This window comes from Actinomycetospora flava (assembly GCF_037400335.1).
Taxonomy (GTDB): Bacteria; Actinomycetota; Actinomycetes; order Mycobacteriales; family Pseudonocardiaceae; genus Actinomycetospora; species Actinomycetospora flava.
Map to the genome: position 1 here is coordinate 1 of NZ_JBBEGM010000009.1, position 23,982 is coordinate 23,982.

At 75.9% G+C, this 23,982-nt stretch carries 25 protein-coding genes; 11 read left to right on the forward strand and 14 right to left on the reverse strand.

Annotated elements, in window-relative coordinates; translation table 11 throughout:
* The first annotated feature begins 125 nt into the window (after nt 1-125).
* The gene (locus tag WCD58_RS20330; protein WP_337704892.1) at nt 126-1,382 is read left to right on the forward strand and encodes a cytochrome P450; all 1,257 of its coding nucleotides are present in this window, start codon (nt 126-128) and stop codon (nt 1,380-1,382) included.
* Nucleotides 1,383-1,580: 198 nt separating this feature from the next.
* Here the strand turns inward: WCD58_RS20330 and WCD58_RS20335 are convergent, their stop codons facing one another.
* The 3 genes from WCD58_RS20335 to WCD58_RS20345 form a co-directional block, all read right to left on the reverse strand.
* On the reverse strand, nt 1,581-2,318 hold the full coding sequence (locus WCD58_RS20335; protein ID WP_337705202.1) for an RNA polymerase sigma factor SigF: 738 nt from the start codon (nt 2,316-2,318) through the stop codon (nt 1,581-1,583).
* 152 nt (nt 2,319-2,470) lie between these two features.
* Nucleotides 2,471-2,926 carry an ATP-binding protein gene (locus WCD58_RS20340; RefSeq protein WP_337704893.1) on the reverse strand — a complete coding sequence of 152 codons (456 nt, stop codon included), beginning with the start codon at nt 2,924-2,926 and terminating at the stop codon, nt 2,471-2,473.
* A gap of 93 nt (nt 2,927-3,019) precedes the next feature.
* On the reverse strand, nt 3,020-3,385 hold the full coding sequence (locus WCD58_RS20345) for an anti-sigma factor antagonist (RefSeq protein WP_274192486.1): 366 nt from the start codon (nt 3,383-3,385) through the stop codon (nt 3,020-3,022).
* Between the two features lie 315 nt (nt 3,386-3,700).
* On the opposite strand from WCD58_RS20345, the gene WCD58_RS20350 reads away from it, so the two are divergent.
* A complete protein-coding gene (locus WCD58_RS20350; RefSeq protein WP_337704894.1) occupies nt 3,701-4,012 on the forward strand; it encodes a WhiB family transcriptional regulator in 312 nt (103 codons plus the stop codon).
* A 5-nt stretch (nt 4,013-4,017) separates the two neighbouring features.
* Here WCD58_RS20350 and WCD58_RS20355 read toward each other — a convergent pair whose 3' ends face one another.
* On the reverse strand, nt 4,018-4,494 hold the full coding sequence (locus tag WCD58_RS20355; RefSeq protein WP_337704895.1) for a bacterial proteasome activator family protein: 477 nt from the start codon (nt 4,492-4,494) through the stop codon (nt 4,018-4,020).
* Nucleotides 4,495-4,623: 129 nt separating this feature from the next.
* Between WCD58_RS20355 and WCD58_RS20360 the strand changes: the two genes are divergently transcribed.
* Nucleotides 4,624-5,415 (forward strand): ATP-binding protein, encoded by a 792-nt coding sequence (locus WCD58_RS20360; RefSeq protein WP_337704896.1) that lies wholly within the window; start codon nt 4,624-4,626, stop codon nt 5,413-5,415.
* Between the two features lie 13 nt (nt 5,416-5,428).
* On the opposite strand, the gene WCD58_RS20365 is transcribed toward WCD58_RS20360, so the two are convergent.
* Nucleotides 5,429-6,511 (reverse strand): DNA topoisomerase IB, encoded by a 1,083-nt coding sequence (locus tag WCD58_RS20365; protein WP_337704897.1) that lies wholly within the window; start codon nt 6,509-6,511, stop codon nt 5,429-5,431.
* Between the two features lie 73 nt (nt 6,512-6,584).
* Here WCD58_RS20365 and WCD58_RS20370 point away from each other — a divergent pair, with 73 nt between their 5' ends.
* The 4 genes from WCD58_RS20370 (at nt 6,585) to WCD58_RS20385 (ending at nt 11,720) form a co-directional block, all read left to right on the forward strand.
* Nucleotides 6,585-8,273, forward strand: a complete 1,689-nt coding sequence (locus WCD58_RS20370; protein ID WP_337704898.1) for a RecQ family ATP-dependent DNA helicase — start codon at nt 6,585-6,587, stop codon at nt 8,271-8,273.
* Between the two features lie 65 nt (nt 8,274-8,338).
* Nucleotides 8,339-8,722, forward strand: a complete 384-nt coding sequence (locus WCD58_RS20375) for a hypothetical protein (protein WP_337704899.1) — start codon at nt 8,339-8,341, stop codon at nt 8,720-8,722.
* 41 nt (nt 8,723-8,763) lie between these two features.
* Nucleotides 8,764-10,683, forward strand: coding sequence for a 4-alpha-glucanotransferase (locus tag WCD58_RS20380; protein ID WP_337704900.1), 1,920 nt, complete (start codon nt 8,764-8,766; stop codon nt 10,681-10,683).
* Nucleotides 10,684-10,766: 83 nt separating this feature from the next.
* Nucleotides 10,767-11,720, forward strand: a complete 954-nt coding sequence (locus WCD58_RS20385; RefSeq protein ID WP_337704901.1) for a hypothetical protein — start codon at nt 10,767-10,769, stop codon at nt 11,718-11,720.
* Nucleotides 11,721-11,752: 32 nt separating this feature from the next.
* On the opposite strand, the gene WCD58_RS20390 is transcribed toward WCD58_RS20385, so the two are convergent.
* On the reverse strand, nt 11,753-12,592 hold the full coding sequence (locus WCD58_RS20390) for a glycosyltransferase family 2 protein (protein ID WP_337704902.1): 840 nt from the start codon (nt 12,590-12,592) through the stop codon (nt 11,753-11,755).
* Complete coding sequence (rfaE2, locus tag WCD58_RS20395; RefSeq protein ID WP_337704903.1) at nt 12,585-14,105, reverse strand: D-glycero-beta-D-manno-heptose 1-phosphate adenylyltransferase; 1,521 nt, start codon at nt 14,103-14,105, stop codon at nt 12,585-12,587. The genes WCD58_RS20390 and rfaE2 overlap by 8 nt, the downstream gene beginning before the upstream one ends.
* 143 nt (nt 14,106-14,248) lie before the next feature.
* Here rfaE2 and WCD58_RS20400 point away from each other — a divergent pair, with 143 nt between their 5' ends.
* Entirely contained in the window at nt 14,249-14,617 is a 369-nt protein-coding gene (locus WCD58_RS20400; RefSeq protein ID WP_337704904.1) for an STAS domain-containing protein, read from the forward strand.
* Nucleotides 14,618-14,628: 11 nt separating this feature from the next.
* On the opposite strand, the gene WCD58_RS20405 is transcribed toward WCD58_RS20400, so the two are convergent.
* The 7 genes from WCD58_RS20405 to WCD58_RS20435 all read right to left on the reverse strand — a co-directional run bounded on the left by WCD58_RS20405 (nt 14,629) and on the right by WCD58_RS20435 (nt 21,391).
* Nucleotides 14,629-15,318 (reverse strand): SDR family oxidoreductase, encoded by a 690-nt coding sequence (locus WCD58_RS20405; RefSeq protein ID WP_337704905.1) that lies wholly within the window; start codon nt 15,316-15,318, stop codon nt 14,629-14,631.
* The gene (locus WCD58_RS20410; RefSeq protein ID WP_337704906.1) at nt 15,315-16,718 is read right to left on the reverse strand and encodes a PfkB family carbohydrate kinase; all 1,404 of its coding nucleotides are present in this window, start codon (nt 16,716-16,718) and stop codon (nt 15,315-15,317) included. The genes WCD58_RS20405 and WCD58_RS20410 overlap by 4 nt, the downstream gene beginning before the upstream one ends.
* Entirely contained in the window at nt 16,715-17,329 is a 615-nt protein-coding gene (locus WCD58_RS20415; protein WP_337704907.1) for a D-sedoheptulose-7-phosphate isomerase, read from the reverse strand. Before WCD58_RS20415 ends, WCD58_RS20410 begins: the two co-directional genes overlap by 4 nt.
* Nucleotides 17,326-18,555, reverse strand: coding sequence for a glycosyltransferase (locus tag WCD58_RS20420; RefSeq protein WP_337704908.1), 1,230 nt, complete (start codon nt 18,553-18,555; stop codon nt 17,326-17,328). Before WCD58_RS20420 ends, WCD58_RS20415 begins: the two co-directional genes overlap by 4 nt.
* 137 nt (nt 18,556-18,692) lie before the next feature.
* Entirely contained in the window at nt 18,693-19,748 is a 1,056-nt protein-coding gene (locus tag WCD58_RS20425; protein WP_337704909.1) for a glycosyltransferase, read from the reverse strand.
* Between the two features lie 51 nt (nt 19,749-19,799).
* Nucleotides 19,800-20,864, reverse strand: a complete 1,065-nt coding sequence (locus WCD58_RS20430; protein ID WP_337704910.1) for a glycosyltransferase family 9 protein — start codon at nt 20,862-20,864, stop codon at nt 19,800-19,802.
* Nucleotides 20,861-21,391 (reverse strand): HAD-IIIA family hydrolase, encoded by a 531-nt coding sequence (locus WCD58_RS20435; protein WP_337704911.1) that lies wholly within the window; start codon nt 21,389-21,391, stop codon nt 20,861-20,863. The genes WCD58_RS20430 and WCD58_RS20435 overlap by 4 nt, the downstream gene beginning before the upstream one ends.
* A gap of 216 nt (nt 21,392-21,607) precedes the next feature.
* Here WCD58_RS20435 and WCD58_RS20440 point away from each other — a divergent pair, with 216 nt between their 5' ends.
* From WCD58_RS20440 to WCD58_RS20450, 3 genes are all read left to right on the forward strand, one after another.
* Nucleotides 21,608-22,087, forward strand: coding sequence for an ATP-binding protein (locus WCD58_RS20440; RefSeq protein WP_337704912.1), 480 nt, complete (start codon nt 21,608-21,610; stop codon nt 22,085-22,087).
* A gap of 200 nt (nt 22,088-22,287) precedes the next feature.
* Complete coding sequence (locus WCD58_RS20445; RefSeq protein ID WP_337705203.1) at nt 22,288-23,025, forward strand: SigB/SigF/SigG family RNA polymerase sigma factor; 738 nt, start codon at nt 22,288-22,290, stop codon at nt 23,023-23,025.
* 12 nt (nt 23,026-23,037) lie between these two features.
* On the forward strand, nt 23,038-23,976 hold the full coding sequence (locus WCD58_RS20450) for a glycosyltransferase family 9 protein (RefSeq protein WP_337704913.1): 939 nt from the start codon (nt 23,038-23,040) through the stop codon (nt 23,974-23,976).
* The last annotated feature ends 6 nt before the right edge of the window (nt 23,977-23,982 follow it).

Below are 23,982 nucleotides of genomic sequence, written 5' to 3' on the forward strand. Positions count from 1 at the left end.
GCCTCGCTCGCGCGACACGCCGGCTGAGGTGTTCCAGCGTGGCGGCCACGCTGACACTGTGCGTCAGGAAATCCGCCACGATCACGAGGCTTCCTCGCGACAGGCAGGCGCGCCAGGATCGCGTCATGGACCTGCGGCGCGACGTGAGGCTGGGGACGCGTCTCGCCGTCGTGCGCGCCGGCGGGCTGGCGATGGCGCTGGCCGGCGACCCCGTGCTGCGCCTGCTCTACCGACCGTGGATCGACGACCCGACCGCGATCCAGCGGCAGCTCAGAGAGGCCGCGCAGCCGTACGCGAGCCGCGCCGGCGTGCTCGTCGTCGCCACGCACGCGATGTGTCGCGACCTCGTCCGCGACCGCCGGTTCATGGTGCGCACGCGCAGCGGCGGCTCGCTCGGCGGCGCCGTCGAGGGCGAGCGCGACCCGCTGCTCGAGCCCGTCGACCTGTCCTTCCTCGGCATGGACCCGCCCGAGCACACGCGCCTGCGACGGCTCGTCGGCACCTTCTTCACGCCGGCCCGCGTCAACGGCTACGAGCCGCTGGTCGTCGCGCTCTCGGAACGGCTCGCCGACGAGGCAGCGAAGCAGGGACGCTTCGACCTCGTCGCCGACGTCGCCACGCCCCTGCCCGTCGCGGTCATCGCCGAGATCCTCGGGGTGCCCGACGCCGACGCGGGCGCGTTCGCGCAGTGGGGGCGCGCCGTGGCCGCCGGGCTGGGTGGGGTGCGCTCGCTGCGCGCGCTGCACAGGCTCGAGATCGCGATCGGCGAACTCCGGGCGCTGCTCGGCGACCTCCTCGAGAAGCGCCGCCACGATCCCGCCGACGACCTCATCAGCCACCTCGCCGCGCAGGACGCCGACGCGCAGGAAACGGTCAGCCTCGCCGCGCTGCTGCTGCTCGCCGGGTTCGAGACGACGAGCACGCTGCTGTCCAACGCCGTCGCCGCCATGACCGAGGCCCGCGAGCCGTGGGCGCAGCTGTCCGCCTCCCCGGGGCGCGCGGCCGACGCCGTCGAGGAGAGCCTGCGGTTCGACGCGCCGATCCAGTTCACCGCGCGGACGCCGCACGAGACGCTGCGCCTCGGTGACCGCGACGTCGCGCCCGACACCGTGGTCATGGCGATGCTCGGGGCCGCCGGCCGCGACCCCGCCGTGCACGCCGACCCCGACGTCTTCGACCTCGACCGCCCGACGCGCGGCGAGCACCTCGCGTTCTCGGGTGGCATCCACTACTGCCTCGGTGCGCCGCTGGCCCGGCTCGAGGGGCGGGTCGCGCTGGCGGCGCTTGCGGCACGGATGCCGGCACTGCACCGGGAGGACGGCGCGGTGCGGCGGCGTTCGTTGCTGCTACGCAGCTACCAGCGGCTGCCGGTCAGCACATGATCGTGGGGGCTTTCCTGACGTTGAGCGCAGTGTCTCGCCTCCGGCGCGGCAGCTCCGCTCCGCTGCGTGCCGCCCGTGGCCGCCACGCTGACACACCCCGGACCACGACCACCACGGCGTGTCGCGCGAGCGAGGATGTGGCGATCCTGGCGTGAGACGCCAGCAATGCCGCATCGCTGGTACCCGGGGGGCGCGCGCTCAGGGAGTCGGGGGGTCCGAGAGGTCGGCGCGGAGGGTCGCAAGGGTGCGGGTGAGCAAGCGCGAGACGTGCATCTGCGACACGCCGACACGTTCCGCGATCTGCGTCTGCGTCATGCCGCCGAAGAAGCGGAGCATGACGATCGTGCGCTCGCGCTCCGGGAGCTTGCGCAGGGCCGGCTGGACGGTCTCGCGGTGCTCGACCTGCTCGAGTTCCGCGTCCGCGGAGCCCAGGACGTCGGCGAGGCGCCCGCTCGAGGGGTCGTCGACGAGCATGTCGTCCAGCGAGCTCGACCGGTACGCGTTCGCGGCCTCGAGGGCCTCGAGCACCTCCTCGCGGCTGCGCTGGAGGTGCTCGGCGAGCTCGCCGGCGGTGGGCGCGCGGTTGAGCTCCTGCGAGAGCAGGGGCATCGCCGACCCGATGGCCAGGCGCAGGTCCTTGAGCCGGCGCGGCACGCGCGTCGACCACGCCTTGTCGCGGAAGTACCGCCGCACCTCGCCGGTGATCGTCGGGACCGCGTAGGACAGGAAGTCCGAGCCCCGCTCCGGCGAGAACCGGTCGACGGCGTGGATGAGCCCGACGGTCGCGACCTGCTCGAGGTCCTCCTGCGGCTCGCCGCGCTGGGCGAACCGGCGCGCGATGTGCCGCGCCAGGGGCAGGTAGCCCTCGACGAGGCGGTCGCGCAGGACCTCGCGGCGCGGGTCGTCGGTGGCCAGCCCGGCGTGCTCGGTGAGCATCGGGACGAGGTGGTCGTACGAGTCCTCGTTGCGCGAGGACCCGCCCCGCCGACCCGATCCCGACGAGCCCGAGGACTCGGTCGGGCCGGCCGAATCGGAGGACTCCTGCGACGTCTCCTCGGCGGCGTCCGACAGCGCGCGCGCCGACTCGGTCACGGGTCGAGCCGTTGCTTGCGCAGGTGGATGCCGAGCCACTCCGGGTCGGCGTCGAGCACCTGCGCGTCGTCGGTGAGCGTCGTGAGCACCCGCCACCCGAAGGTGTCCTGGCGCAGGGCCGCGTCGCCCGTCACCGGCACACGGCAGATGACGTCGATCCGGCCCTCGGACATCGCGAAACCGCAGCGCAGCTGACCGCCCTCGCGGGCGAGCGGCACCAGGGCCGAGCAGGCCTCGTCGACCGCCATCCGCAGGTCGGACACGGCGTCGAGGTCGAAGTCGGCACGCGCGGCGAGGTCGGCCGCCACCGCACGCACCGACGGGATCAGCGCGGGGTCGGCGTGCACACGGACCTCGACCGGGGTCGGGGTCTCGGCGAGGCCGCCCGAGCCGGCGCCCGGATCGGTGACGGTGGACGAGCGATCACGCTGCTGCGGTTCCGGCGTCTGCACGGCTGCTGATCTCCGTTTCGCGGCAGGTGAGGAGGACGGTGGCGGTGCCACCGTATCGGCGCAGTCGACGCGGACGGCAGGGCCCCGCGCCGGTCATCCGGCCAGGGCGGCCTCGACCGACGGGTAGAGGGCGAACAGGTCGGTCAGGCCGGTGGCCTGGAGCGGCCGGCTCACCGGCCGCGAGTTCGCGACGAGGCGCAGCGCCACGTCGCGGTTGCGGGACTCGTCGAGCGCCTCGACGAGCAGCGCGAGGCCGCTCGAGCCGAGGAACTCGACCGAGAGCATGTCGAGCACGAGCACCGTGGGCTTGCCCTGGAGCTCTTCGTTCACCTTGGCGCGCAGCGCCGGCGTCGTCAGCATGTCGATCTCGCCGGCCAGCCGGATCACCGACGCGCCGTTCGATCGCTGGACGTCGACGCCGAGCGGGTCCTCCGCGGTGAGGTCGTCATCGGTGGCCACGGCGTCTGGTCCCCCTCCGGTCAGGTCGGGTGTGTGCCCGGGAGTGTCCCGGGCAGTCCCCGTCAGTCCCCCGGCAACGTACTTGCCGTCCCGCTGAGCCTACTCGTCACCCCCCGTGGGCACCCGTTCACGACGCGGGCGGCACGTCACAGTCCTCCGCAGCCACGAGCGCCGGCGGAAGACCCCTCGATCGAGCGCCCGACTGGGCCGTTCAGGGGTGTTTGCCGTCTCGACCCGCAGGGGATACCGCCGTCGTCACTCCGATTCCGGGGAAACCAACTCCCTCGGTCGGACGCCCCGACTGGGAGGACCGCCATGGCCGACATCCGACTCCTGCCCGGCCCCATCATCGACGAGTGGGACTGGCAGCTCCACGGGTCGTGCCGCGGGATGGACTCGAGCTTCTTCTTCCACCCCGACGGCGAGCGCGGTCCGCGTCGTGAGCACCGTGCGGCCGAGGCCAAGAAGGTGTGCGCCTCCTGCCCCGTCATCGAGCCGTGCCGGCGTCACGCCCTGGCGACGCGCGAGCCCTACGGCGTCTGGGGCGGCCTGACCGAGGACGAGCGCCGCGTCGCGCTGCGCGCCAACGGCCGCGAGACCGGCACCGTCGTCTACGAGGCCCGCTGAGGGACTCAGAGGTACTGCCCGCTGCCGTCCACGGTCGGCGCGGGCCGCCCGCGTCCCTGACGCATCTGCTCGAGCTGCCCCCGCGCGGCCATCTGCTGCGCGAGCACGGCGCTCTGGATGCCGTGGAACAGCCCCTCGAGCCACCCCAGCAGCTGCGCCTGCGCGATCCGAAGTTCGGCCTGCGACGGCGTCGCGTCGGACGAGAACGGCAGCGTGATGCGCCGCAGCTCCTCCCGCAGCTCCGGGGCGAGCCCCTGCTCGAGCTCCCGGATCGACCGCTCGTGGATGTCCGCGAGCCGCGAGCGCCCGGCCTCGTCCAGCGGCGCCGCCCGGACCTCCTCGACGAGCTTGCCGACCATCCCGGCGACCCGCATGACCGCGCCCGGCGACGCGACCAGGTCGCCGGTGCCCGCGCCCTCCCCCGCCCCCGACGCGGCCGCCGCCGCCAGTGCGGACGAGGGCCGTTCGTCCTGCTCGCTCATGCCTCCATCATGGCCCGCCGGCCGTCGGCCCGGCGCGCCGACCGGCGCCGCCCGGCGCGTCCGGCGACCGGAGCGGCGAAGTGCGCATGGGCGTCGGGGGGCGGGGGTACCAGGGCCCCGAGGTGAGTCGTGGACACAAGGATCGAGCTGCCCCTCGAGAACACGGGGGACGGCGGGACCGACGCGTGGTCGGAGGGCCGGGAGGCATCGGAGCGGGCCGCGGGCCCGCCGGTCGTCGTCGCGCTCTCCGGACCCCTGTCCGTGACGAACGCCCACCCCCTCGTCGAGCGCCTCACCGGCCTGCTGCGTGAGCACGGCGCCGTGGTCGCCGACGTGTCCGGCGTCGAGCTCGCGCACTCCGGCGCGGTCCACGCGTTCACCGAGGCCGCGTCGCGCGCCGGCGAGTGGCCCGACGTCCGGCTCGCCGTGGCGGCGCCCGACCTGACGACCGCCGCGCTGCTCGTCAGCTCGCGGGTCGCCGAGCGGATCCCGGTGCACCCCGACGTCGACACCGCGCTGTCCCACCTCGACGAGCGGCCGGAGCTGGTGCGCGGGTGGTGGCGCTTCGGCGTCGACCCGCGCGCGCCCGGGGACGCCCGCGTGCAAGTCCGCCGCGTCTGCGGGCACTGGGCCGTGGACGAGGACACCCGCGAGGCCGCCGAGATCGTCGTCACCGAGCTCGTGACCAACGCGGTCGAGCACGCGGTCAGCGCCTCGGTCGTCGAGGTCGAGCGCCGGGCGCACCTGCTGCGCCTGACCGTCCGGGACTTCGACCTCGCCCCGCTGCCCGAGGCGCACCTGCCCGCGCCGACGTCACCGCGCGGGCGCGGTCTGGCGATGGTCGCCGCCGTCGCGACGACCTGGGGCGTCGACACCCACCGCGACGGCAAGACCGTGTGGGCGGAGATGACGACGGTCTGAGCCGTTCCGCCCGTCAGGCGGCGGCGGACAGATCGATCGCCCGCTCCTCGAGCAGCGCCAGCACGGCCCGCTCGACGTGCGTGCGCATCGCCCGGTCGTCGAGCCCGGCCCCGTCGCGCACGGCGTCGGCGATCGTGCGGCCGTTCTCGAAGTGGCTGACCAGCACCGGGTCGACGTAGGAGCGCTTGCACACCGCGGGGGTGTTGTCGAGCTGCTCGGAGACGGCCTTCATCGTGCGGGTCACGGCGCTGCGCTGCCTGCGCTGGGCGCGGGGCGGCAGGCCGGCGTCGTCGCACTCGCCGGCGAGCGCCACCGCGGCCTGCACACCGGCGTTCCACGTGCGCAGGTCCTTCGCCGTGAACTCGTCGCCGATCAGCTCGCGCACGGCGTCGTTGACGTCCTGCGCGGTGACGTCGTGCCACGGGCCGCGGTCGCCGCCGCGCCCGCCGCGGCGGTACGCCAGGAGGTCCTCGCCCCCGCCGCGGCGGCGCTTGAGCGAGGTCACGAGGGTGTGGACGTGCTCGTCGTGCAGCGTGATCCGGCGGGGGACGCCGGACTTGGCGGTGTAGCGGAACTCGACGCCGCCGTCGCGGCGCGCGGACGCGTGCTCGCGGCGCAGGGTGGCGAGGCCGAAGGAGGCGTCGCCGGGCGAGTCGTCGCTGGCGTACTCCTCGTGGCCCACTCGGAAGACGCCGAGGTCGAGCATCCAGACCGCGCCGGCGAGGACGCGGTCGCGGCCGAGGCCCCTGCCCCGGGTGAGCCGGTCGGCGATCTCGATGCGGGCGTCGCCGATGACCCCGCCGAGCCGGGTCACGCGGTCGAACTTCTCGCGGTCGCGCTGCCGGGTCCACTCGTCGTGGTAGCGGTACTGGCGGCGCCCGGCCGCGTCGGTGCCGACGGCCTGGATGTGCCCGGCCGGGTCGGCGCAGATCCAGACGTCCTGCCAGGCCGGCGGGACGACGATCCCGCGGATGCGGTCGATGTGCGAGGCGTCGGTGACCGACTCGCCGGTCTCGCGGTCGAAGTAGCTCCAGCCCTTGCCGCGACGGCGCCGGCCGATCCCGGGCCCGTAGGGCTCCACGTGCACCAGTTCCACCGGGCGGGCTTACCCCCGGCCCCGCCCCTCGGAACGCCGTTTCTGGTGGGGAGAGTCCGGCTACCACCGGCCGGTGCCCGATCTCCCCCAGGACGTCTCCGGCCCGTGTGGCGCCGTCTCCCGTCCCGTCCTCGACGCCGTCGACGCCGCCGTGACCCGCGTGCTCGGGGAGGGCGCGGAGCTCGGCGACGGCCAGCGCGAGGCCGTGCTCGGCGCGCTCGCCGACGACTGCCTCGCCGTCCTGCCCCCGGCCGCCGGCAAGAGCGCGGTGTACGCCGTCACCGGTCTCGTGCTGGGCGGCCCGACCGTGGTGGTGTCGCCGACGCTGTCGCTGCACCGCGACCAGGTCGCGCACCTCGTCGACGCCGGCATCCGCGCCGAGGTGCTGAACTCGACGGTGCCGCGCGAGGCGGTCCTCGACCGCTTCCGGGACGGGGAGGTCGAGGTGCTCGTCACCTCCCCCGAGCAGCTCGCCCGCGAGGACGTCCTCGACGCGCTGGCGGCCGGGGCGCCGACCCTGCTCGCGGTGGACGAGGCGCACTGCGTCTGCGACTGGGGCCCGGACTTCCGGCCCGACTACCTCGGGCTCGCGCTCGCCCGCCGGCGCCTGGGCCGGCCGCGCGTGCTGGCGCTCACCGCCACCGCGTCGACCCCGGCCCGCGGCGAGATCGTCGAGCTGCTCGGCGTGCCCGACGCGTGCGTGGTCGTGCGGGACCCGGACCGCCCGCACATCCACCTCACCGCGCACCTCGTGCACGAAGAGGAGGCGAAGTGGGACCGCGTCGTCGCCGAGGTCACCGAGCTCACGGCCCAGGACGGCGCGGGCATCGTCTACGTCACCACCCGCCGGCACACGACGCTCGTGCGCGACCGTCTGCGCGAGGCCGGTGTGTCCGCCGAGGCCTACGACGGCGGCATGAAGGCGCGCGAGCGGGCCCGTGTGCAGGACGCGTTCATGGCGGGCGAGGTGCCGGTGGTGGTCGCCACCAGCGCGTTCGGGATGGGGATCGACAAGCCCGACGTGCGCTGGGTGGTGCACGGCGACACCCCGACCTCGATCGACGCCTACCACCAGGAGATCGGCCGGGCCGGGCGCGACGGGGAGCCAGCGCGCGCGGTGCTGTTCCACCGGCCCCAGGACCTCTCCCGCCCCAAGCTGTTCGCCTCCGGCCGCGACCCGGGCACGGGCGCGCTGTCCACCGTGCTCGCGGCGGTGTGCCGGCACCCCGACGGGATCGCGCAGGACGAGCTGGCGAAGCCCGCGGCGGTGTCGAAGGCCGGGCTCGCGCGGGCGGTGCCGCCGCTCGTGGCGCTGGGGGCGGTGCGCCGGCTGTCGGGGCGGCGTCTCGCGCCCGGGGACGTCGTCGACTGCACGGACGTCGGGGACGTCGCGGCGCAGGCCGCGGCGCTGGTCGCGCGGCGCCGGGAGCGCGAGCAGACCAAGGTCGAGCTGGTGCGGCGGTACGCCGAGGGCACCGGCTGCCGGCGCCGGACGCTGCTCGAGGCGCTCGGGGAGCCGCGCGACGAGCCGTGCGGGCTCTGCGACCACTGCGACGCCGGGCACCCCGGCGACCCCGGGGACCGGGCGGGTTCACGCGACGGCGACCCGGTGCCGGGCGAGGCCGTCCGGCACGACGAGTGGGGTCAGGGGACAGTCACGACGGTCGCGGAGGACTCGGTCGTGGTGCTGTTCGACGAGGGCGGCTACCGCACGCTGTCGATGCCGGTGGTCCGGGAGAAGCAGCTGCTCGCGCCGGCGTGATCGTCACGTTTCGCGGGGGGCGGCGCGACCGATCCCGAGGGTGACGACCTCCACGAAAGGTGACCGTGCTCCGCGAAGACAGCACTTCTCCCCTGGCCCCGCCGGCCGCCGCCCCCACGTCCCTGCCCGCATCCCTGCCCGCATCCCTGTCCGTCTCCCACGAACGGCCCGTGGTGCCGTCGGACCTGCGCACGCTCGCGCAGCGTGCCCGCCGCGACACCGTCGCCGCGCGGGAGCTCGCCGCGACGCTGCTCGCCCGCGGGTGGAGCGCCCGCCGCGCGGCCGCCCTGGCCGGGCTCGCCGTGAGCGCGGTCGCCGCCCTCGCGGGGGTGCGCCGCCCCGGCACCGCCGCGCGCTCGGTCGCCGACGACGTCGCGGCCCGGGCGCGGCGGCGCTCCGAGGGCGCCGAGGAGCTGCCGCCCGCGCCGCGACGCCGCCCGTCGGCCTGACATCCTGCGCGTCCCTTCCCTCTCTCTTCCTGGAGACGCCGGTGATCGAGCCCGAGCTCGCCGAGCTCGCCACCGCCCACGGCGTCGCCGTGCGCTACCGCGACAGCAGCGAGCAGGAGGTCGAGGTCGACCGCGGCGTCGTGCTCGACGTCCTGGGCGCCCTCGACGTCGACGCGACCACGCCGGCCGCACTGGCGTCCGCGCTGGAGGCGGTGCGCTCGGTCGACCCGGACGCGCTGCCGGCGACGGTGGTGGTGGACGCCGGAGCGGGCCGGCCGCTGCCGGGCCCCGGCGTCGTGACGCTCGAGGACGGCTCGGAGCGGTCCGTGTCCGCGGTGCCGGACGACCTGCCCGTCGGCTACCACCGGCTCGTGGTCGGCGACCAGGACGTCGCACTGATCGTCGCGCCGCCGCGGCTGGCGGCGCCACCCCCGACGTGGGGCTGGATGGTGCAGCTGTACGCGGTGCGGTCCGCGGAGTCGTGGGGCTGCGGGGACTACGGGGACCTGGGCGCGCTGCTGTCCGGGACCGCCGCGCAGGGCGCGGGGGCGTTGCTGGTCAACCCGTTGCACGCGCTCGCGCTGGCCCCGGAGGTCGAGCCGTCGCCGTACTCGCCGTCGAGCCGGCGGTTCCTGCACCCGCTGTACGTGCGGGTGTCGTCGCTGCCGGCGTACGCCGCCGCGCCGGTCGCGGTGCGTGCGGCCGTCGACGCGGTGCGGCCGCCGTCCGGGGAGCTCGTCGACCACGACGCCGTGTGGGCGGCGAAGCGGGCGGCGCTGGAGCTGCTGCGGCCGTACGACGCCGACGCGCCGGCCGACGTGGACGCGCTCGACCCGGAGCTGCGCGACGTCGCGACCTGGTACGCGCTCGCGGAACGGCACGGGAGCGACCTGCGGTCGTGGCCGGCGGGGTTGGGGCACGTGGGGGACTCCTCCGTGGCCGCCGCCCGCGCGGAGCTGGCCGACCGGGTGCTGTTCCACGCGTGGTGCCTGCAGCTGGCCGACGCTCAGCTCGCGGAGGCGCACGCGTCGGCGTCGGGCATGGCCGTGGGGCTGATCGCCGACCTCGCCGTCGGGTGCTCGGCGGGCGGCGCGGACGCGTGGACGCTCGCGGACGCGCTGGCGCCGGGGGTGTCGGTGGGCGCGCCACCGGACGACTTCAACCAGCAGGGCCAGGACTGGGCGCTGCCGCCGTGGCGCCCGGACGCGCTCGCCCGCTCCGGGTACGCGCCGCTGCGCTCGATGATCCGCGGGGTGCTGCGCCACGCCGACGGGCTGCGCGTCGACCACGTCGCGGGGCTCTGGCGGCTGTGGTGGATCCCGCCGGGGCGCGGGGCGCGCGAGGGCGCCTACGTGCACTACGACGCGCGGGCGATGCTGGCGGTCGTGGCGATCGAGGCGTCGCGGGCCGGCGCGGTCGTGGTCGGCGAGGACCTGGGGACCGTGGAGCCGGAGGTCACCGAAGGGCTCGCGGAGCACGGGATGCTCGGGTGCGCGGTGCTGTGGTTCCAGCGCTCGCCGGACGGTGCCCTGCTGCCGCCGCGGCGCTGGCACCCGGACACGCTGGCGAGCGTCTCGACCCACGACCTCCCGACGGCGGCGGGGTTCCTCGCCGACGAGCACGTGCGGGCGCGGGCCGAGGCGGGGGTGCTGACCGACGTCGACGCCGCGTACGCCGACGCCGAGCGCGACCGCGCGGAACTGCTGGAGCTGCTGCGCGCCGAGGGGTTCGACACCGACGACGTCGTGCTGGCGATGCACCAGCTGCTCGCGACGGCCCGCTCGCGCATCGTGCTCGCGGCGTTCACCGACGTGCTCGGCGACGTGCGGCAGCCGAACCTGCCCGGGACGGTCGACGCCTACCCGAACTGGCGCATCCCCCTCTCCCGCCCTCTCGAGGATCTCCTCACCGACCCCCGCGTCCTCGCGGTCGCCTCAACCCTCCGCGCGCGCCCCACGTGAGCGGTTTCCTGCCCTATAGGGCGGACAACCACTCACGAAGGTAAGGGTGGATCCCCTGGTCGCCCGCCTGCGTCAAACCCTGCATGTACCTGGAACCGGACGCATGGCAGGCGCTGCGTCGCGAGCAGCACGACGTGGTGACGGTCGAACAGCTCTATCGGCAGGGCTTCACCGACCGGGGCATCGAGGCACAGCTGCGAGCCGGCCGCTGGCAGGGGCTCCACCGCGGTGTCTACGTCCTGCACAACGGGCCCGTCTCGCCGGAAGCTCGGCGCACGGGTGCGCTCCTCGCCTGCCGAGGAGCGGCGATGTTGAGTCACGAGACCGCCGGCGAGCTGTGGGGGATGGTGCCGGTGGATCCGACGCGGCCGATCCACGTGACAGTTCCGTACGGCAGCTCCGCGATGCGGTCAGACGGGCTGCACCTCCATCGGTCCCGGGCCTTCGCTCACATCGGCGCCGAGGGACTCCTCCCTCCACGGACCAACCGGGTGCACACGATCCTCGACCTCGTGACGAATGCCGCCGGTCCTGAGGAGGCCACTCGTCTCGCGCACGAGCTCGCCGTCGCTCATCGGGTGCACCCGACGACTCTCGAGCGGGCCGCCGAGCTCCGGCGGCCGGTACGCCACCGGCGAGCCATCGCCGATGCCGTCTCGTTGCTTCGGGACGGCATCGATTCGATGCTCGAGCTCCGCTATCGCGATGACGTCGAGCGAGCCCATGGTCTGCCGGTCGGTGTTCGCCAGGAACCCGTCATGGTGGATGGCATCCGACGCTTCGAAGACGTCGTCTACGACATGCCCCGGGGTCGTGCGATCGTGCGACTCGACGGTCACGACTCCCACGCCGACAAGTTGACAGCCTTCACGGATCGCCGCCGAACGGTCGCCGCGATCATGAGTGATGCCGCAGCGGTGCCCTACGGATGGCACGAGGTCACGACCACCGCCTGCCGGACGGCGAGGGAAGTCGAATGGATCCTGCGAAGGATCGGGTGGACCGACCCGTTCCGGCGCTGCCCACGCTGTGCGTGAGTGGTTTCCGCCCCAATAGGGGCGGAAAGCACTCACGTGGGGCGCGCGGGGAGGGCGTCGACGGCGGAGATGCCGCGGTCGGGGAGGGCGGTCGGGGACTCCTGGTGGTACGCGCCCGGGGGCAGGATGCCCGCCGCGCCGGAGCGTGCCATCACCTGCTGCTGCGAATAGACGTCCTCGCCGTGCGCGTCCGGGGGCACGTCGCGCCAGAACTCGAAGCCGCCGGCCTCCACCAGCCTGGCCCGGTCGAACAGCACGCACCCCGCCACCCAGGCCACCTTGTAGGGCACGTAGACGTCCGGGGAAGGCACGGCACTCCCCGGCCCGTCCACCCCCACCGACTCCGCGAGGTGCAGCCCGTTCGCCGCGTTGTGCAGGCGCCAGCGGTCCCAGCCGGGCCCGTCCTTGACCAGCGTCTCCGGCTCCACGGGCCCGTCCCAGACCGAGAACGACTCGACCTCCTCCGGCCGCCGGTCCTCGGCGTGCCCGAGCGCCTGCATCGCCGCGCCGACCATCCCGCACCCGAGCTCGCCCAGCGCCCGGTGCAGGCGCGCGAGCGCGCCGGGCTCGAGCCACACGTCGTCGTCGAGGTAGAGCACCGCCGGCGCCGTCGCGCACGACAGGAGGAACGCGCGCTGCTCGGCCATCCCCCGCGGCGGGCCGTGCCGGTGCAGCGCGACCTCGACGCCGCGGCGCTCCAGCCACCGGATCACCGTGCGCGCCGACGGCGTCTCCCACGACGCGTCACCGTCGGACTGGTCGGAGATCGTCAGCGAGAACTCCACCCCGGTCTGCGCCGCGAGCCCGGCGAGGGTCGTCGCCAGCTCCACCGGCCGGCCCCGCGTCGGCACGAGCACATCGACGTCAGCCACCGCGTATCCGCTCCACGATCGCGCTCGTCGACCGGTCGGGCAGGTAGTCCAGGATGACCACGCGCCCGCCGTACGCCCCGACCGTCGCGGACTCGCGCAGCATCTCGGGCGTGTAGTCGCCGCCCTTCGCGTACACGTCGGGCCGGAGCAGCTCGAGCAGCTCGGCGGGGGTGTCGTCGTCGAACACCGTCACGTGGTCGACACAGCTCAGCGCGCCGATCACCGCCGCGCGGTCGGCGAGCGGGTTCACCGGCCGCGACGGTCCCTTGAGCCGCGCCACCGAGTCGTCGGAGTTCAGCGCCACGATCAGCACGTCGCCGAGGCGCTTGGCCTGGTTGAGCGACGCGACGTGGCCGCGGTGCACGACGTCGAAGCAGCCGTTGGTGAACACCACCCGCCGGCCCGCGACGCGCTGCTCGTCGACGATCGCCGCGAGCGACGTCGCGTCGAGCAGCGGGCCCTCCGCCGCCGCGACGCGCTCGGCGAGCTCGCCGGTGCCGCACACCGAGGTCCCGGGCCGTCCCACCACGACGTCCGCGGCGGCCTGCGCGAGCTCGACGGCGGTGGCCGCCGGGGTGCCCGCGGCGAGCGCCAGCACCAGCGCGGCGGTGAACGTGTCGCCCGCGCCGCACGTGTTGGCCTCGGGTGCCGGGCGCGCGAACGTCCGGTGGGCCGGGGCATCACCGTCGGAGGGCAGCAGCAGCGCCCCCTCGCGGTCGAGGGTGACGACGACGGCGTCGGCCCCGGAGCGTTCCCGCAGCTCGGGGCCGGCGGCCTCCGCGGCGGCGACCCGGTCGGGCCCACCGAGGTCCCGGCCCAGCAGCGTCGCGGCCTCCCCCGCGTTCGGGGTGACGACGTCGGGGCGTGCCGCCGCCCAGCGCGCCGGGTCGTGGGCGTCGACGACGAGCCGGAAGGTCCGCTCCCCGGGGCGTCCCAGGAGGTCGACGACGTCGTCGAGCGCGCCGCCGTCGTAGTCGCACACCACGACCGCGTCGGCGCCGTCGACGGCCCGGCGCAGCGCGGCGTGCATCGCCGCGCGCGCCTCCGGACCGACCGGCGCCCGCGACGTCGTGTCGAAGCGCGCCACCAGCGCGTCGTCCGCGAGCACCCGACGCTTGGCCGCGGTGGGACGCGTCGGGTCGGTGACCACGCCGTCGGTGCCGACGCCGTAGGCCTCGAGCAGCGCGCGCACGGTCGCGGCGTCGGCGTCGTCACCCAGCACCGACACCAGCTCCGTCCGTGCGCCGAGCGCGGCGAGGTTGGCCGCGGTGTTGGCGGCGGCGCCCGGCGAGCCGCGGGTGTGGTCCACCTCGACGACCGGCACCGGTGCCTCGCGCGACAGCCGCCGCGACGGGCCGGTCAGCCACTGGTCGAGCACGGTGTCGCCGAGCACGACGACGCGCGGGGCCGCGGCGGCCAGCCGGGCGGGCAGCTCCGCGGCGAGCGGGGCGGCCTCGAGGGGCGCCGACGCCACGGTGGGCGACGAGGGGCGCTCGATCTCGGGCGCGGCCATCAGCGATCCGTCCTTCCGGGGGAACCCGCACGGGTGCGGTCGGCGGCACGCGTTCCCGCCGCACGGCGCTGCGGAAGCGGCCTCGGTACTGTCGCGCTTCGCCCCGTCACCGACGGGGTGACCCGTCCGTCCCGGGAGCGCCGATGGCCGACGAGCAGACCACCCCCGACACCGCCGACGTCGCGGCGAGCCTGGTGAGTCCGGAGATCGCCGTCGTGCGCCCGGTCGGCGACGTCGACACGGCCACCGCGTCGCCCCTGCGCGCGGCGATCCAGGAGCAGGTCACCGCCGGCGCGCGGCACGTGGTGCTGGACCTCTCGGGCGTCGAGTTCATGGGGTCGGCGGGGCTGGCGCTGCTCATCGCCGAGCGCGAGGCCGCGATCGCCCGCGAGGGCGAGCTGCGCCTGGCCGGGGTGCCGCGCACCGCGGGGCGGGCGCTGAGCCTCACCGGGCTCACCGAGCTGTTCGACACCTACCCCGACGCCGACGCCGCGGCCGCCGACCTGCGCTGAGGGCCGCCGGCTCACGGGTACGAGCCCTCCTCCGACGAGGTCGCCACCAGCTCGCGCACCTCGCTGCCCGCGGGGCGGGTCAGCGCGTAGAGCACGGCGTCGGCGGTCTGCGCCGGGTCGTTGAGCTTCGCGTCGGCGCCCGGCTTGTACTGGTCGGGGCGGTCGTCGAAGAAGTGGGTCCACATGCCGCCGGGGATCAGCAGCGTCACGCCGACGCGGCCCGCGGTCTCGGCGGCGAGCGCGCGGGTGAAGCCGACGACGCCGAACTTCGACGCGCAGTAGGCGGTCGCGTCGGACACGGCCTTGACCCCGAGCGTCGAGGAGACGGTGACGACCTTGCCGCGGCGCGCCTCGAGCTCCGGCAGGGCGGCGCGGACGACGGCGGCGGTGCCGAGCAGGTTGACCGCGACGACGCGGTCCCACTCGCCGGGCTCGACGTCGACGAGCCTGCCGCAGCGGTCGATGCCGGCGGCGGTGACGACGGCGTCGAGCCCGCCGACCTGCTCGCTCGCGCGGGCGACGGCGCTCTCGGCGGCGCGGGGGTCGGCGAGGTCGACCTCGACGAAGGCGTGCCCGGCGTCGGGCGCCTTGAGGTCGAGCACGACGGGGGTGCCACCCGCGGCGACGACGGCGTCGGCGACCGCGGCGCCGAGGCCGGACGAGCCGCCGGTGACGAGGACGGTGCCGGGGTTGCTGGTCATGTCGTTCCTCCCGAAGGGACGGGGTCGGTGGTCTGGAGGCGCGCCAGCAGCCGGGTCGACGAGCGACCGGCGTGGTACGGGACGGCGACGACCTCGCCGCCCCAGCTGCGCACCAGCGGGGTCTCGAGCAGGTCGTCGCCCGCGTAGTCGCCGCCCTTGACCCAGATGTCGGGGCGCAGGCGGTCGAGCACGGCGCGCGGGTCGTCCTCGTCGAACACCTCGACGGCGTCGACGGAGGCGAGCGCGGCGAGCATCTCGGCGCGGTCGGCCTCGGCGACCACGGGCCGCTCGGGGCCCTTGAGGCGGCGCACCGAGGCGTCGGAGTTGAGGCAGACGACGAGCACGCCGTCCTCGCCGGCGAGCTGTCGGGCGGCGGCGAGGGTGCGGGCGTGCCCGGCGTGCAGGAGGTCGAAGCAGCCGCCGGTGGCGACGACGGTGGCGCCGCGGGCCCGGGCGGCGGCGACGGGGTCGGGCTGCTCCGGTGCCGCGTCGTCGTCCAGCCCGGACGCTCCCCCGGCGGCGACGAACGCGGCGGCGTCCGCGACGCCCCGGCGCACGGCGTCGTCGACGGCGGAGCCCTCGGCGAGGGCGACCGCGACGCTCGCGGCGAACCGGTCGCCGGCGCCGCAGGGGTCGCCGCCGGTGGCGGGCGCGGCGGGGGCCACCGAGGTGCCGGTGGCGGTGCGGAGGACAGCACCGGAGCTCCCGGCGGTCACGGCGACGGCGTCGACGCCCCAGTGCTCGCGCAGCGCGTCCCCGAGCTCGGCCTGCTCGCGAGGAAACCCTTGTGAGTGCTTTCCTCCCTGATAGGGGCGGAAAGCGCTCACGTAGCCCCGCGCCTCGCCCAGGTTCGGGGTGACCAGGGTCGCGCCGGGGACGGGCGGGGAGCCGTTCGGGTGCGGGTCCCAGACGACCGGGACGCGCGCGGCCGCGTCGGTGAGCGCCGCCCGGATCGCCGGGTCGGCGGTGATCCCGCGGCCGTAGTCCGACACCAGCACCACGCCCGCCCCGGCGATGGCGTCGACGGCCTCGTCGGACGCGGTGACCGGTCCCAGGCCGCCCGAGTCCACGCGCAGCAGCACGCGGTCGTCGGTGAGCATGCGGGTCTTGGTGGGCGTCGTGCCGCCCGCGCCGAGCGCCACCACGTCCACGCCGGACAGCAGCGCGCGCATCTCGTCGGCGTCCGATCCCAGCGCCGTCACCAGCCGCACCGGGCGCTGCGTGCTCCGGGACGCGAGCAGGGCGGTCAGCCCCGCCCCGCCGGGACGTTCGCGGCGGGAGGACTCGGCGAGCACCGGCGCCGGCGCGTCCGGGCACAGCCGGTCCACGGCGCCGACCACGTCGACGTCGCGCAGGCAGTCGCCGACCACGACGATCGAGGCGCGCGTGCGCGGGCTCACGGGACCAGTTCCTGTTCGACGGCGCGCGGCGCGGGCGCCAGCACCCGGTCGACGACCTCGCACAGCAGGTGCACGGTCACCAGGTGCGCCTCCTGCACCGAGGGCGTCTCGCCGGGCAGGCACAGCGCCTCGGTCGCGGCGTCGGCGAGCGGGTTGGGGCCGGGCCCGGTCAGCGCCCAGACGGTCAGCCCGAGCGCGCGGGCGGCCTCGGCGGCGGCCACGAGGTTGGGGCTGCGGCCGCTGGTCGAGAGCAGCACGAGGACGTCGCCGGGCCGCCCGTGCGCGCGCACCTGGCGGGCGAAGACCTCGTCGTAGCCGTAGTCGTTGCCCAGCGCGGTGACCGCGGAGGTGTCGGCGTGCAGCGCGATCGCGGACAGCGGCTCGCGCTCTCCGCGGTACCGCCCGACCAGCTCGGCGGTGAGGTGCTGCGCCTCCGCGGCGCTGCCCCCGTTGCCGGCGGCGAGCAGCCGCGAGCCGTGGCGCAGGCGGGTGGCGAGCTCGACGCCCCAGCGCTCCAGGCGCTCGGACTCGCCGGCGAGGCCCTCGAGGGTGCCCCGCAGCCCGCCGAGGTGGCGCCGGACGATCTCGTGGCCGACGATCTCGCGGCTCATGCGGGGCTCCCCGTCGTCAGGGCCGGGACGGCGGCCGTCGCGGCCACCACGTCGCCGTAGACGCGCTCGTGCGAGCCCGCCACGCGGTCCCAGCCGTACTCGGTCTCGGCACGCCGGCGTCCGGCGCGTCCCAGGCGGCGCGCGCGGCGCGGGTCGGCGCGCAGCGCGTCGAGCGCAGCGGCCACCGCCCCCGGGTCGCCAGCGGGAACGTGGTGGCCGGTGACGCCGTCGACGACGGTGTCGGCGAGCCCCCCGACCGCGGCCGCGACCACGGGCCGCCCGCAGGCCATCGCCTCGAGGGGCACCAGGCCGAACGGCTCGTAGGCGGGCACGCAGACGACCGCGTCCGCCGACCCGTAGAGCGCGGGCAGCGTGTCCTGCCCAACGGCGCCGAGGAAGTGCACGCGGTCCGCGACGCCCAGCCCGGCGGCCAGCGACCGCAGGCGCGCCACCTCCGGGTCGCCGTCCAGCGCGTCGGCGGCCGGGCCGCCCGCGACGACCAGCTCGGCGTCGCCGGTCAGGCGGGCCAGAGCGCTGATCACCGTGTCGACGCCCTTGCGCGGCACGAGCCTGCTCACCGACAGCACGCGGAACGGGCCGTCGGAGGTCCTCGCCGACGGCGTGAAGTGCCCGACGTCGACCCCGCACGGCACGACGGTCATGCGGTCGGCGGGCACACCGAGCGCGACGAGCTCGTCGACCTCCTCGCGGCAGGTCGCGAGCACCCGGTCGACCGACGCGCCGAGATCGCTCTCCACCGCGACGCGGCGCGCGGGGCTCGTGTCGTCGGCGCCCTGGTGGCGGCGCTTCACCGAGCCGAGCGCGTGGAACGTCTGCACGACCGGCACGCCCAGCGCGCGCGCCGCGGGCAGCGCGGCCAGGCCCGACATCCAGAAGTGCGCGTGCACCACGTCCGGGCGCTCCAGGCGCCAGCACGTCGCGAGCTCGGCGGAGAACGCGTCCATGTGGTCGACGAGGTCGTCCTTGGGCAGCTCGCGCGGCGGGCCGGCGTCGACGTGGTCGACGACCACGCCGGGCGCCATCGCGACACGGCGCGGCACCGACGGCGAGGTCCGCCGGGTGTGGACGACGATCTCGTGGCCGGCGTCGGCGAGCGCCAGCGCCAGCGCGCGCACGGCGACGTTCTGTCCGCCGGCGTCGGCGCCGCCGAGTCCGCTCGAGGCGGCCAGCGGACTGGCGTGCTCGGACACCATCGCGATCCGCATGCGCACTCCTCCCTCGGCGCACGCGAGCACGCCGGGGCTTCATCGATGGACGGCGCCAACGCGCCGGGGAGAGACGGGAGGACAGGCGGGGACCGGGCCGGCCCGTGGTCTGGACCGGTCCGTCACCCGTGAGGGGTTCAGACCGCGGGGGTCAGCACAGCTCGATCGGGGGCGTCCGCGACGCGGCCCTCGATCACGTCGGCGAGCAGCCGCTCCCAGTCGTCGAGGAAGCGGTCCACGCCGTGCCGGGCCAGCGCCGCGGTGCGGGCGACAGTGCCCGCCTCGCGGGCGAGGCCCGGGTCGTCGCAGTAGGTGCGCAGGCCCTCGTGGAGGACCCGCAGGTCGGTCGCGACCACGCCGGCGGCAGCCGGGATGTCGACCGCGGCCTCGGTGGTGGCGAGCGCGACCACCGGCATCCCGAGCATCATCGCCTCGATCAGCGACAGGCCCAGCGACGTCCAGCGCACCGGGTGCAGGTAGACGCGGTGGCGCGCCATCTCGGTGTGCAGGCGGTCCTGGGGCAGGTCGCCCCCGATCGCGATGCCGGGGTGCGTCACGGCCTCGCCGAGGCGCTCGCTGCCGATCCCGTAGACGTCGAGACCGACGGTGTCGGCGAAGCCCGCGAGCAGGTCCGTGCCGGTGACGCGGTTCCGGCGCACCGGCTCGTTGACGACCACCGCCGCGCGGTCCAGCTCACCGGTGTAACGGTCGCCGGGGTCGAGCACGCCGTGCTCGATCACGCGGACCGGCGCGCGGCCGGTGTCCCACATCAGCGCGTTGAAGTGCGTGACGTGGACGACGGGGATGTCGTCGCGGTCGGCCAGGGGGTGGACCGACGTCGGCACGTCGCCCTTGGGGGTGTTGTGCTCGACGAACACCGCGGGGAGGTCGACACCCGGGCGCCGTCCGGTCCAGCGCTCGACGAGCTCGATCTCCTCCGGACGCTGGAGCACGACGGCGTCGATCTCGTCGGCGCGTTCCCGCAGCTGCTCCGGTGTGGCCTCCTCGGCGCGGGCGGGCCAGTCCCAGGCCGCCGGCCGTCCCCCGCCCCACGGTCCGCCCTCGGGCAGGACCGGCAGCAGGCAGGTGTGGCGGCCCTGGACGAACGCGGTGGTCCAGGAGCCGTGCACGTGCCAGTGCAGCACGGTCCGCGCCGGGGCGACCGGCGACGCGGAGGGGTACGGGATGGTCACCGGCGAGGTATTGGTTGCGCGTGGAGCACATAAACGCCGCCGGCCGAACTACTACTCTCCGTTGATCAGTCGAGCGACGGCGTCGACGACGTCCACGCCCCGCACGGTGTCCAGGCACGGGTGACCAGGCACGGGGCAGTTGCGGGCCCGTGTGCCGCGGCACGGGGCGCCCTGATCACCGAGCAGAATTCGTCGCACTCCGTGAGGAGCCCACCGTTCTGGGGGAACGACCGGGGCGAACAGTGAGACGACCGGCACGCCCACCGCGGCCGCCAGGTGCGCGGGTCCTGTGTTGCCCACCACGACCGCGCGCGCCCCCGCGAGGACGGCGGCGAGCGCGCCGAACCGGGTGCGCCCGCCGAGATCCACCCCGGCACGCCCGGCGACCTCCGCGGTGAGCGCCACCTCCCCCGGCGCGCCCGTCACCACCACTCGGTGCCCGGCCTCCGCGAGCGCCGCGACGCCCTCCGCCGCCCGGTGCGGCGACCACGCCCGCGCCGGCACCGAGGCGCCGGGGTGGAGCACGACGTAGTCGCCGGTGACGTCGTGCGCGGCGAGCACGTCGGCGGCGTCCCGGCGCGCGTCGGCGTCGACGGTGACCGCGAGGCGCCCGTCGTCGCCCGACGGCAGCGGGTAGCCGGCGCGCTCGGCGATCTCCAGGGCGCGCTCGGCCTCGGGGAGGTCGTCGGGCAGGTCGACGGTGGCGTCGAGGGCGGGGTCGCCGGGACGCAGCCGGACGTCGAGCAGGCTGCCGGGGTAGTCGACCGACGCCGCGGTGATCCGCGGGACGCCGGCCAGGCGCAGCACCAGGGCGGTCGGCAGCGGGGACTGGTGGAACGAGGTCAGCACGACGGCCTCGTCCGCGTGCAGGGCGGCGAGGGCGTCGACGAGCGCGGCGGTGTCCTCGCGCGTCACCGGCGGCGGCTCGGCGTCCACCCACGCGCAGCGCCACACCGCGACGGCGTCGACGCCCGGCAGCAGCCCGGCCGCCTGGCGCCCGCGGGGCCCGACGACGGCGATCACCTCGTCCGCGCCGGCGGCCACGGCGCGGACCGCGGGCCCGGCGAGCAGGACGTCGCCGTCGCTGTCGAGGCGGACGACGAGGACGCGGCTCATGCGAACCCCAGTAGCGTGACGGCCCCCAGCAGATCGTCGGCGAGGCGCCCGCGGGCGCGCGCGTCCTCGACCTCCTCGCCGCGGGTCGCCGCGGTCGGCACGAGCACCGCGCGCGCCCCGGCGGCGTCGGCGGCCCCGACGTCGGCGGCGATGTCGCCGATCACCGCGACCTCGCCCGGCGCGACGCCCAGCGCCGCGGCGGCGTCGAGCACCATCCCGGGCGCGGGCTTGCGGCGCGGGCAGCCGTCGCCGTCGCCGTGCGGGCACCACTGCCACACCGCGAACGGGCCGAGCAGCTCCTCGACCCGCGCGTTGACCGCGATCACCTGCGCGGGGTCGAGCAGGCCGCGCGCGACACCGGACTGGTTGCTGACCACCCCCACCGGGACGCCCGCCGCGCGGACGCGGTCGAGCGCCGCCGCGGCCGCCGGCATCGGGGCGACCGCGGCGGGGTCGCCGTTGTAGGGGACGTCGACGACGAGGGTGCCGTCACGGTCGAACAGCACCGCCTGGGGCCGGGCGCTCACGGCGCGGGAGCACACCACGCAGACGGGTCCCCCGCAGAGCGTGAGCCTGACCTGGGGCTCGGTTTGTGGGTCAGGGGCCCGGGTACACGCCGGGAGACCGGAGCCTCGCCGGTCCGTCCGACGCCCACCTCGGGCGTGACCGACCTGGAGGAACCCCCGTTGATCCGCCCCCAGCCACCCGATGACCGGGGACCGGGTGCGCCGCGTGACGTCGAAGTGCGCGTCCTGCCCGTGCCGGAGGCGCTCGTCACGGTGCGCACCGTCGCCGGCGACCTCGCGGCACGCTCGGAGTTCCCGCTCGACAGCGTCGACGACCTCCGGCTCGCGGTCGACGAGGCGTGCACGTGCCTCGCCGCGCTCGCCCGGCCCGGGACGAAGCTGACCGTCACGTTCACCGTCGACGACGACCGGATCACCATGACCGCGTCGGTGCTGACGACCGGTCCGACGACGCTGCCGACCGACACGTTCGCGTGGCGGGTGCTGTCGGTGCTCGCCGACGACGTGCGCGTCCTCGCCGAGGCGCCGTCGAGCTCCGGGGAGGCGCACCGCCTGGCGCTGCGGGTGATCGTCGAGCGCACCACCGACGTCCCGCTCGAGGACGTGCTGCCCGACACCGGCACCGCCGAGCCCATCGGTGACGGGGCCGCGGTCGCCCTGCTGGCCGACCGCCGGTCCGGGTCCGCGGGCTCGTGACGCCGCCTCCTTCCTCAGCCTCCGCTCCCGACACCACGGATGTGAGCTCGATCCACGCCATGACCGACACCGCCGGCGCGACCGGTGACACGACCGCCGACGGTGCCGAGACGGCGAAGGACGACACCACCCGGACCGACGGCGAGCGGCAGGGCCGCAACGGCAAGCGTTCGGGCTCGCGGGGCGAGTACGACCACCTCATGCCCAAGCTCGCCGAGCACGCCGCGCTCGAGCCCGGCTCGCCGGAGCGGCTGCGGCTGCGCGACGAGCTGGTGCGCGGGCACCTGCCGGTGGCCCAGCACATCGCGCGCCGCTTCTCGCGGCGCGGGGAGCCCGAGGAGGACCTCGAGCAGGTCGCGACCCTCGGGCTGATCAACGCCGTCGACCGCTACGACCCGGAGCGCGGCACCGACTTCCTGTCCTACGCGGTGCCGACGATCACCGGCGAGGTGCGCCGGCACTTCCGCGACCAGGCCTGGTCGATGCGGGTGCCGCGCCGGCTCAAGGACCTCAACGTCACGCTGTCGGCGGCGATGTCGCAGATGTCGCAGACGCTGGGCCGCGCGCCGAACGCCGCCGAGCTCGCCGAGCACCTGGGCATCGGCAAGGAGGAGGTGCTCGAGGCCCTGGAGGCGTCGAACGCCTACCGCAGCGGCTCGCTCGACGAGATGCTCGTCGACGACCCGGACTCCGGCACCGTGTCCGACCTGCTCGGCGAGGCCGACGCGGCGCTCGAGCAGGTCGAGTACCAGCAGTCGCTGGCCCCGCTGCTCGAGAAGCTGCCGCAGCGCGAGCGCACGATCATCAAGCTGCGCTTCTTCGGCAACATGACCCAGTCGCAGATCGCCGAGCAGGTCGGCATCTCGCAGATGCACGTCTCGCGCCTGCTCGCGAAGACGCTCGTCCAGCTCCGCGAGGGGCTCGGCGACGCGCGGTGAGGCGGTGACGCGGTGAGCTCGCCGACCGCCGTCGTCCTGCGCGACCTCGGCCTCGGTGACCTGCTCGTCGCGGTGCCCGCGCTGCGCGCGCTGCGCCGGGCGCTCCCGGAGCACGAGATCGTCCTCGTCGCCCCGGACGCCCTGGCCCCGGTGGTCTCCCGGATCGGGGCGGTGGACACCCATGTGCGTGATCTTCTGAGCTATGGCTCAGAAGATCACGCACGTACTGATGTGGCGGTCAACCTCCACGGGAAGGGGCCGGAGAGCCACGCGCGGTTGGAGGCGCTGGCGCCGCGGCGCCGGATCGGGCACGCGGCGCCCGGCTGGGACGGTCCCCCGTGGGTCGACGACCCGGCGCGGCCCGAGCGCCGCCGGTGGTGCGACCTGCTCGTCGCCGCCGGGCTCGTCACCGACGCCGACGCCGACGACCTCCGCCTGCCCGGCCGGCGCGCGGTCACCGGCGGGCCGGTCGTCGTGCACCCCGGCGCCGCGTACGGGTCGAAACGCTGGCCCGCCGCGCGGTTCGCGGTGTGCGCGGCCGTCCTGCAGGCCCAGGGGCACGCGGTGGTCGTCACCGGCTCCGACGACGAGCGGCGCCTGACCGCCGAGGTGGTCGCGCGCGCCGGCCTGCCGCCCGACGCCGACCTCGGCGGGCGCACCGACCTCGCCGGCCTGCTCGACCTCGTCGCCGCCGCGTCGCTCGTCCTCGCCGGGGACACCGGTGTCAGCCACGTCGCCACGGCGTTCGGCACCCCCTCGGTGACCCTCTTCGGGCCCGTCCCGCCCACGCAGTGGGGGCCGCCGCCGGGGGGTCCGCACGTCGTCCTCGGCGACGACACCGTCCGCCGCGGCGAGCGCTTCGCCGACGACCCCGACCCCGCCCTGCTCGCCGTCACCCCGGAGGACGTGCTCGCCGCGCTCCCCTCCCCGCTCGGCACCGTGCCCGCCTAGCATCGC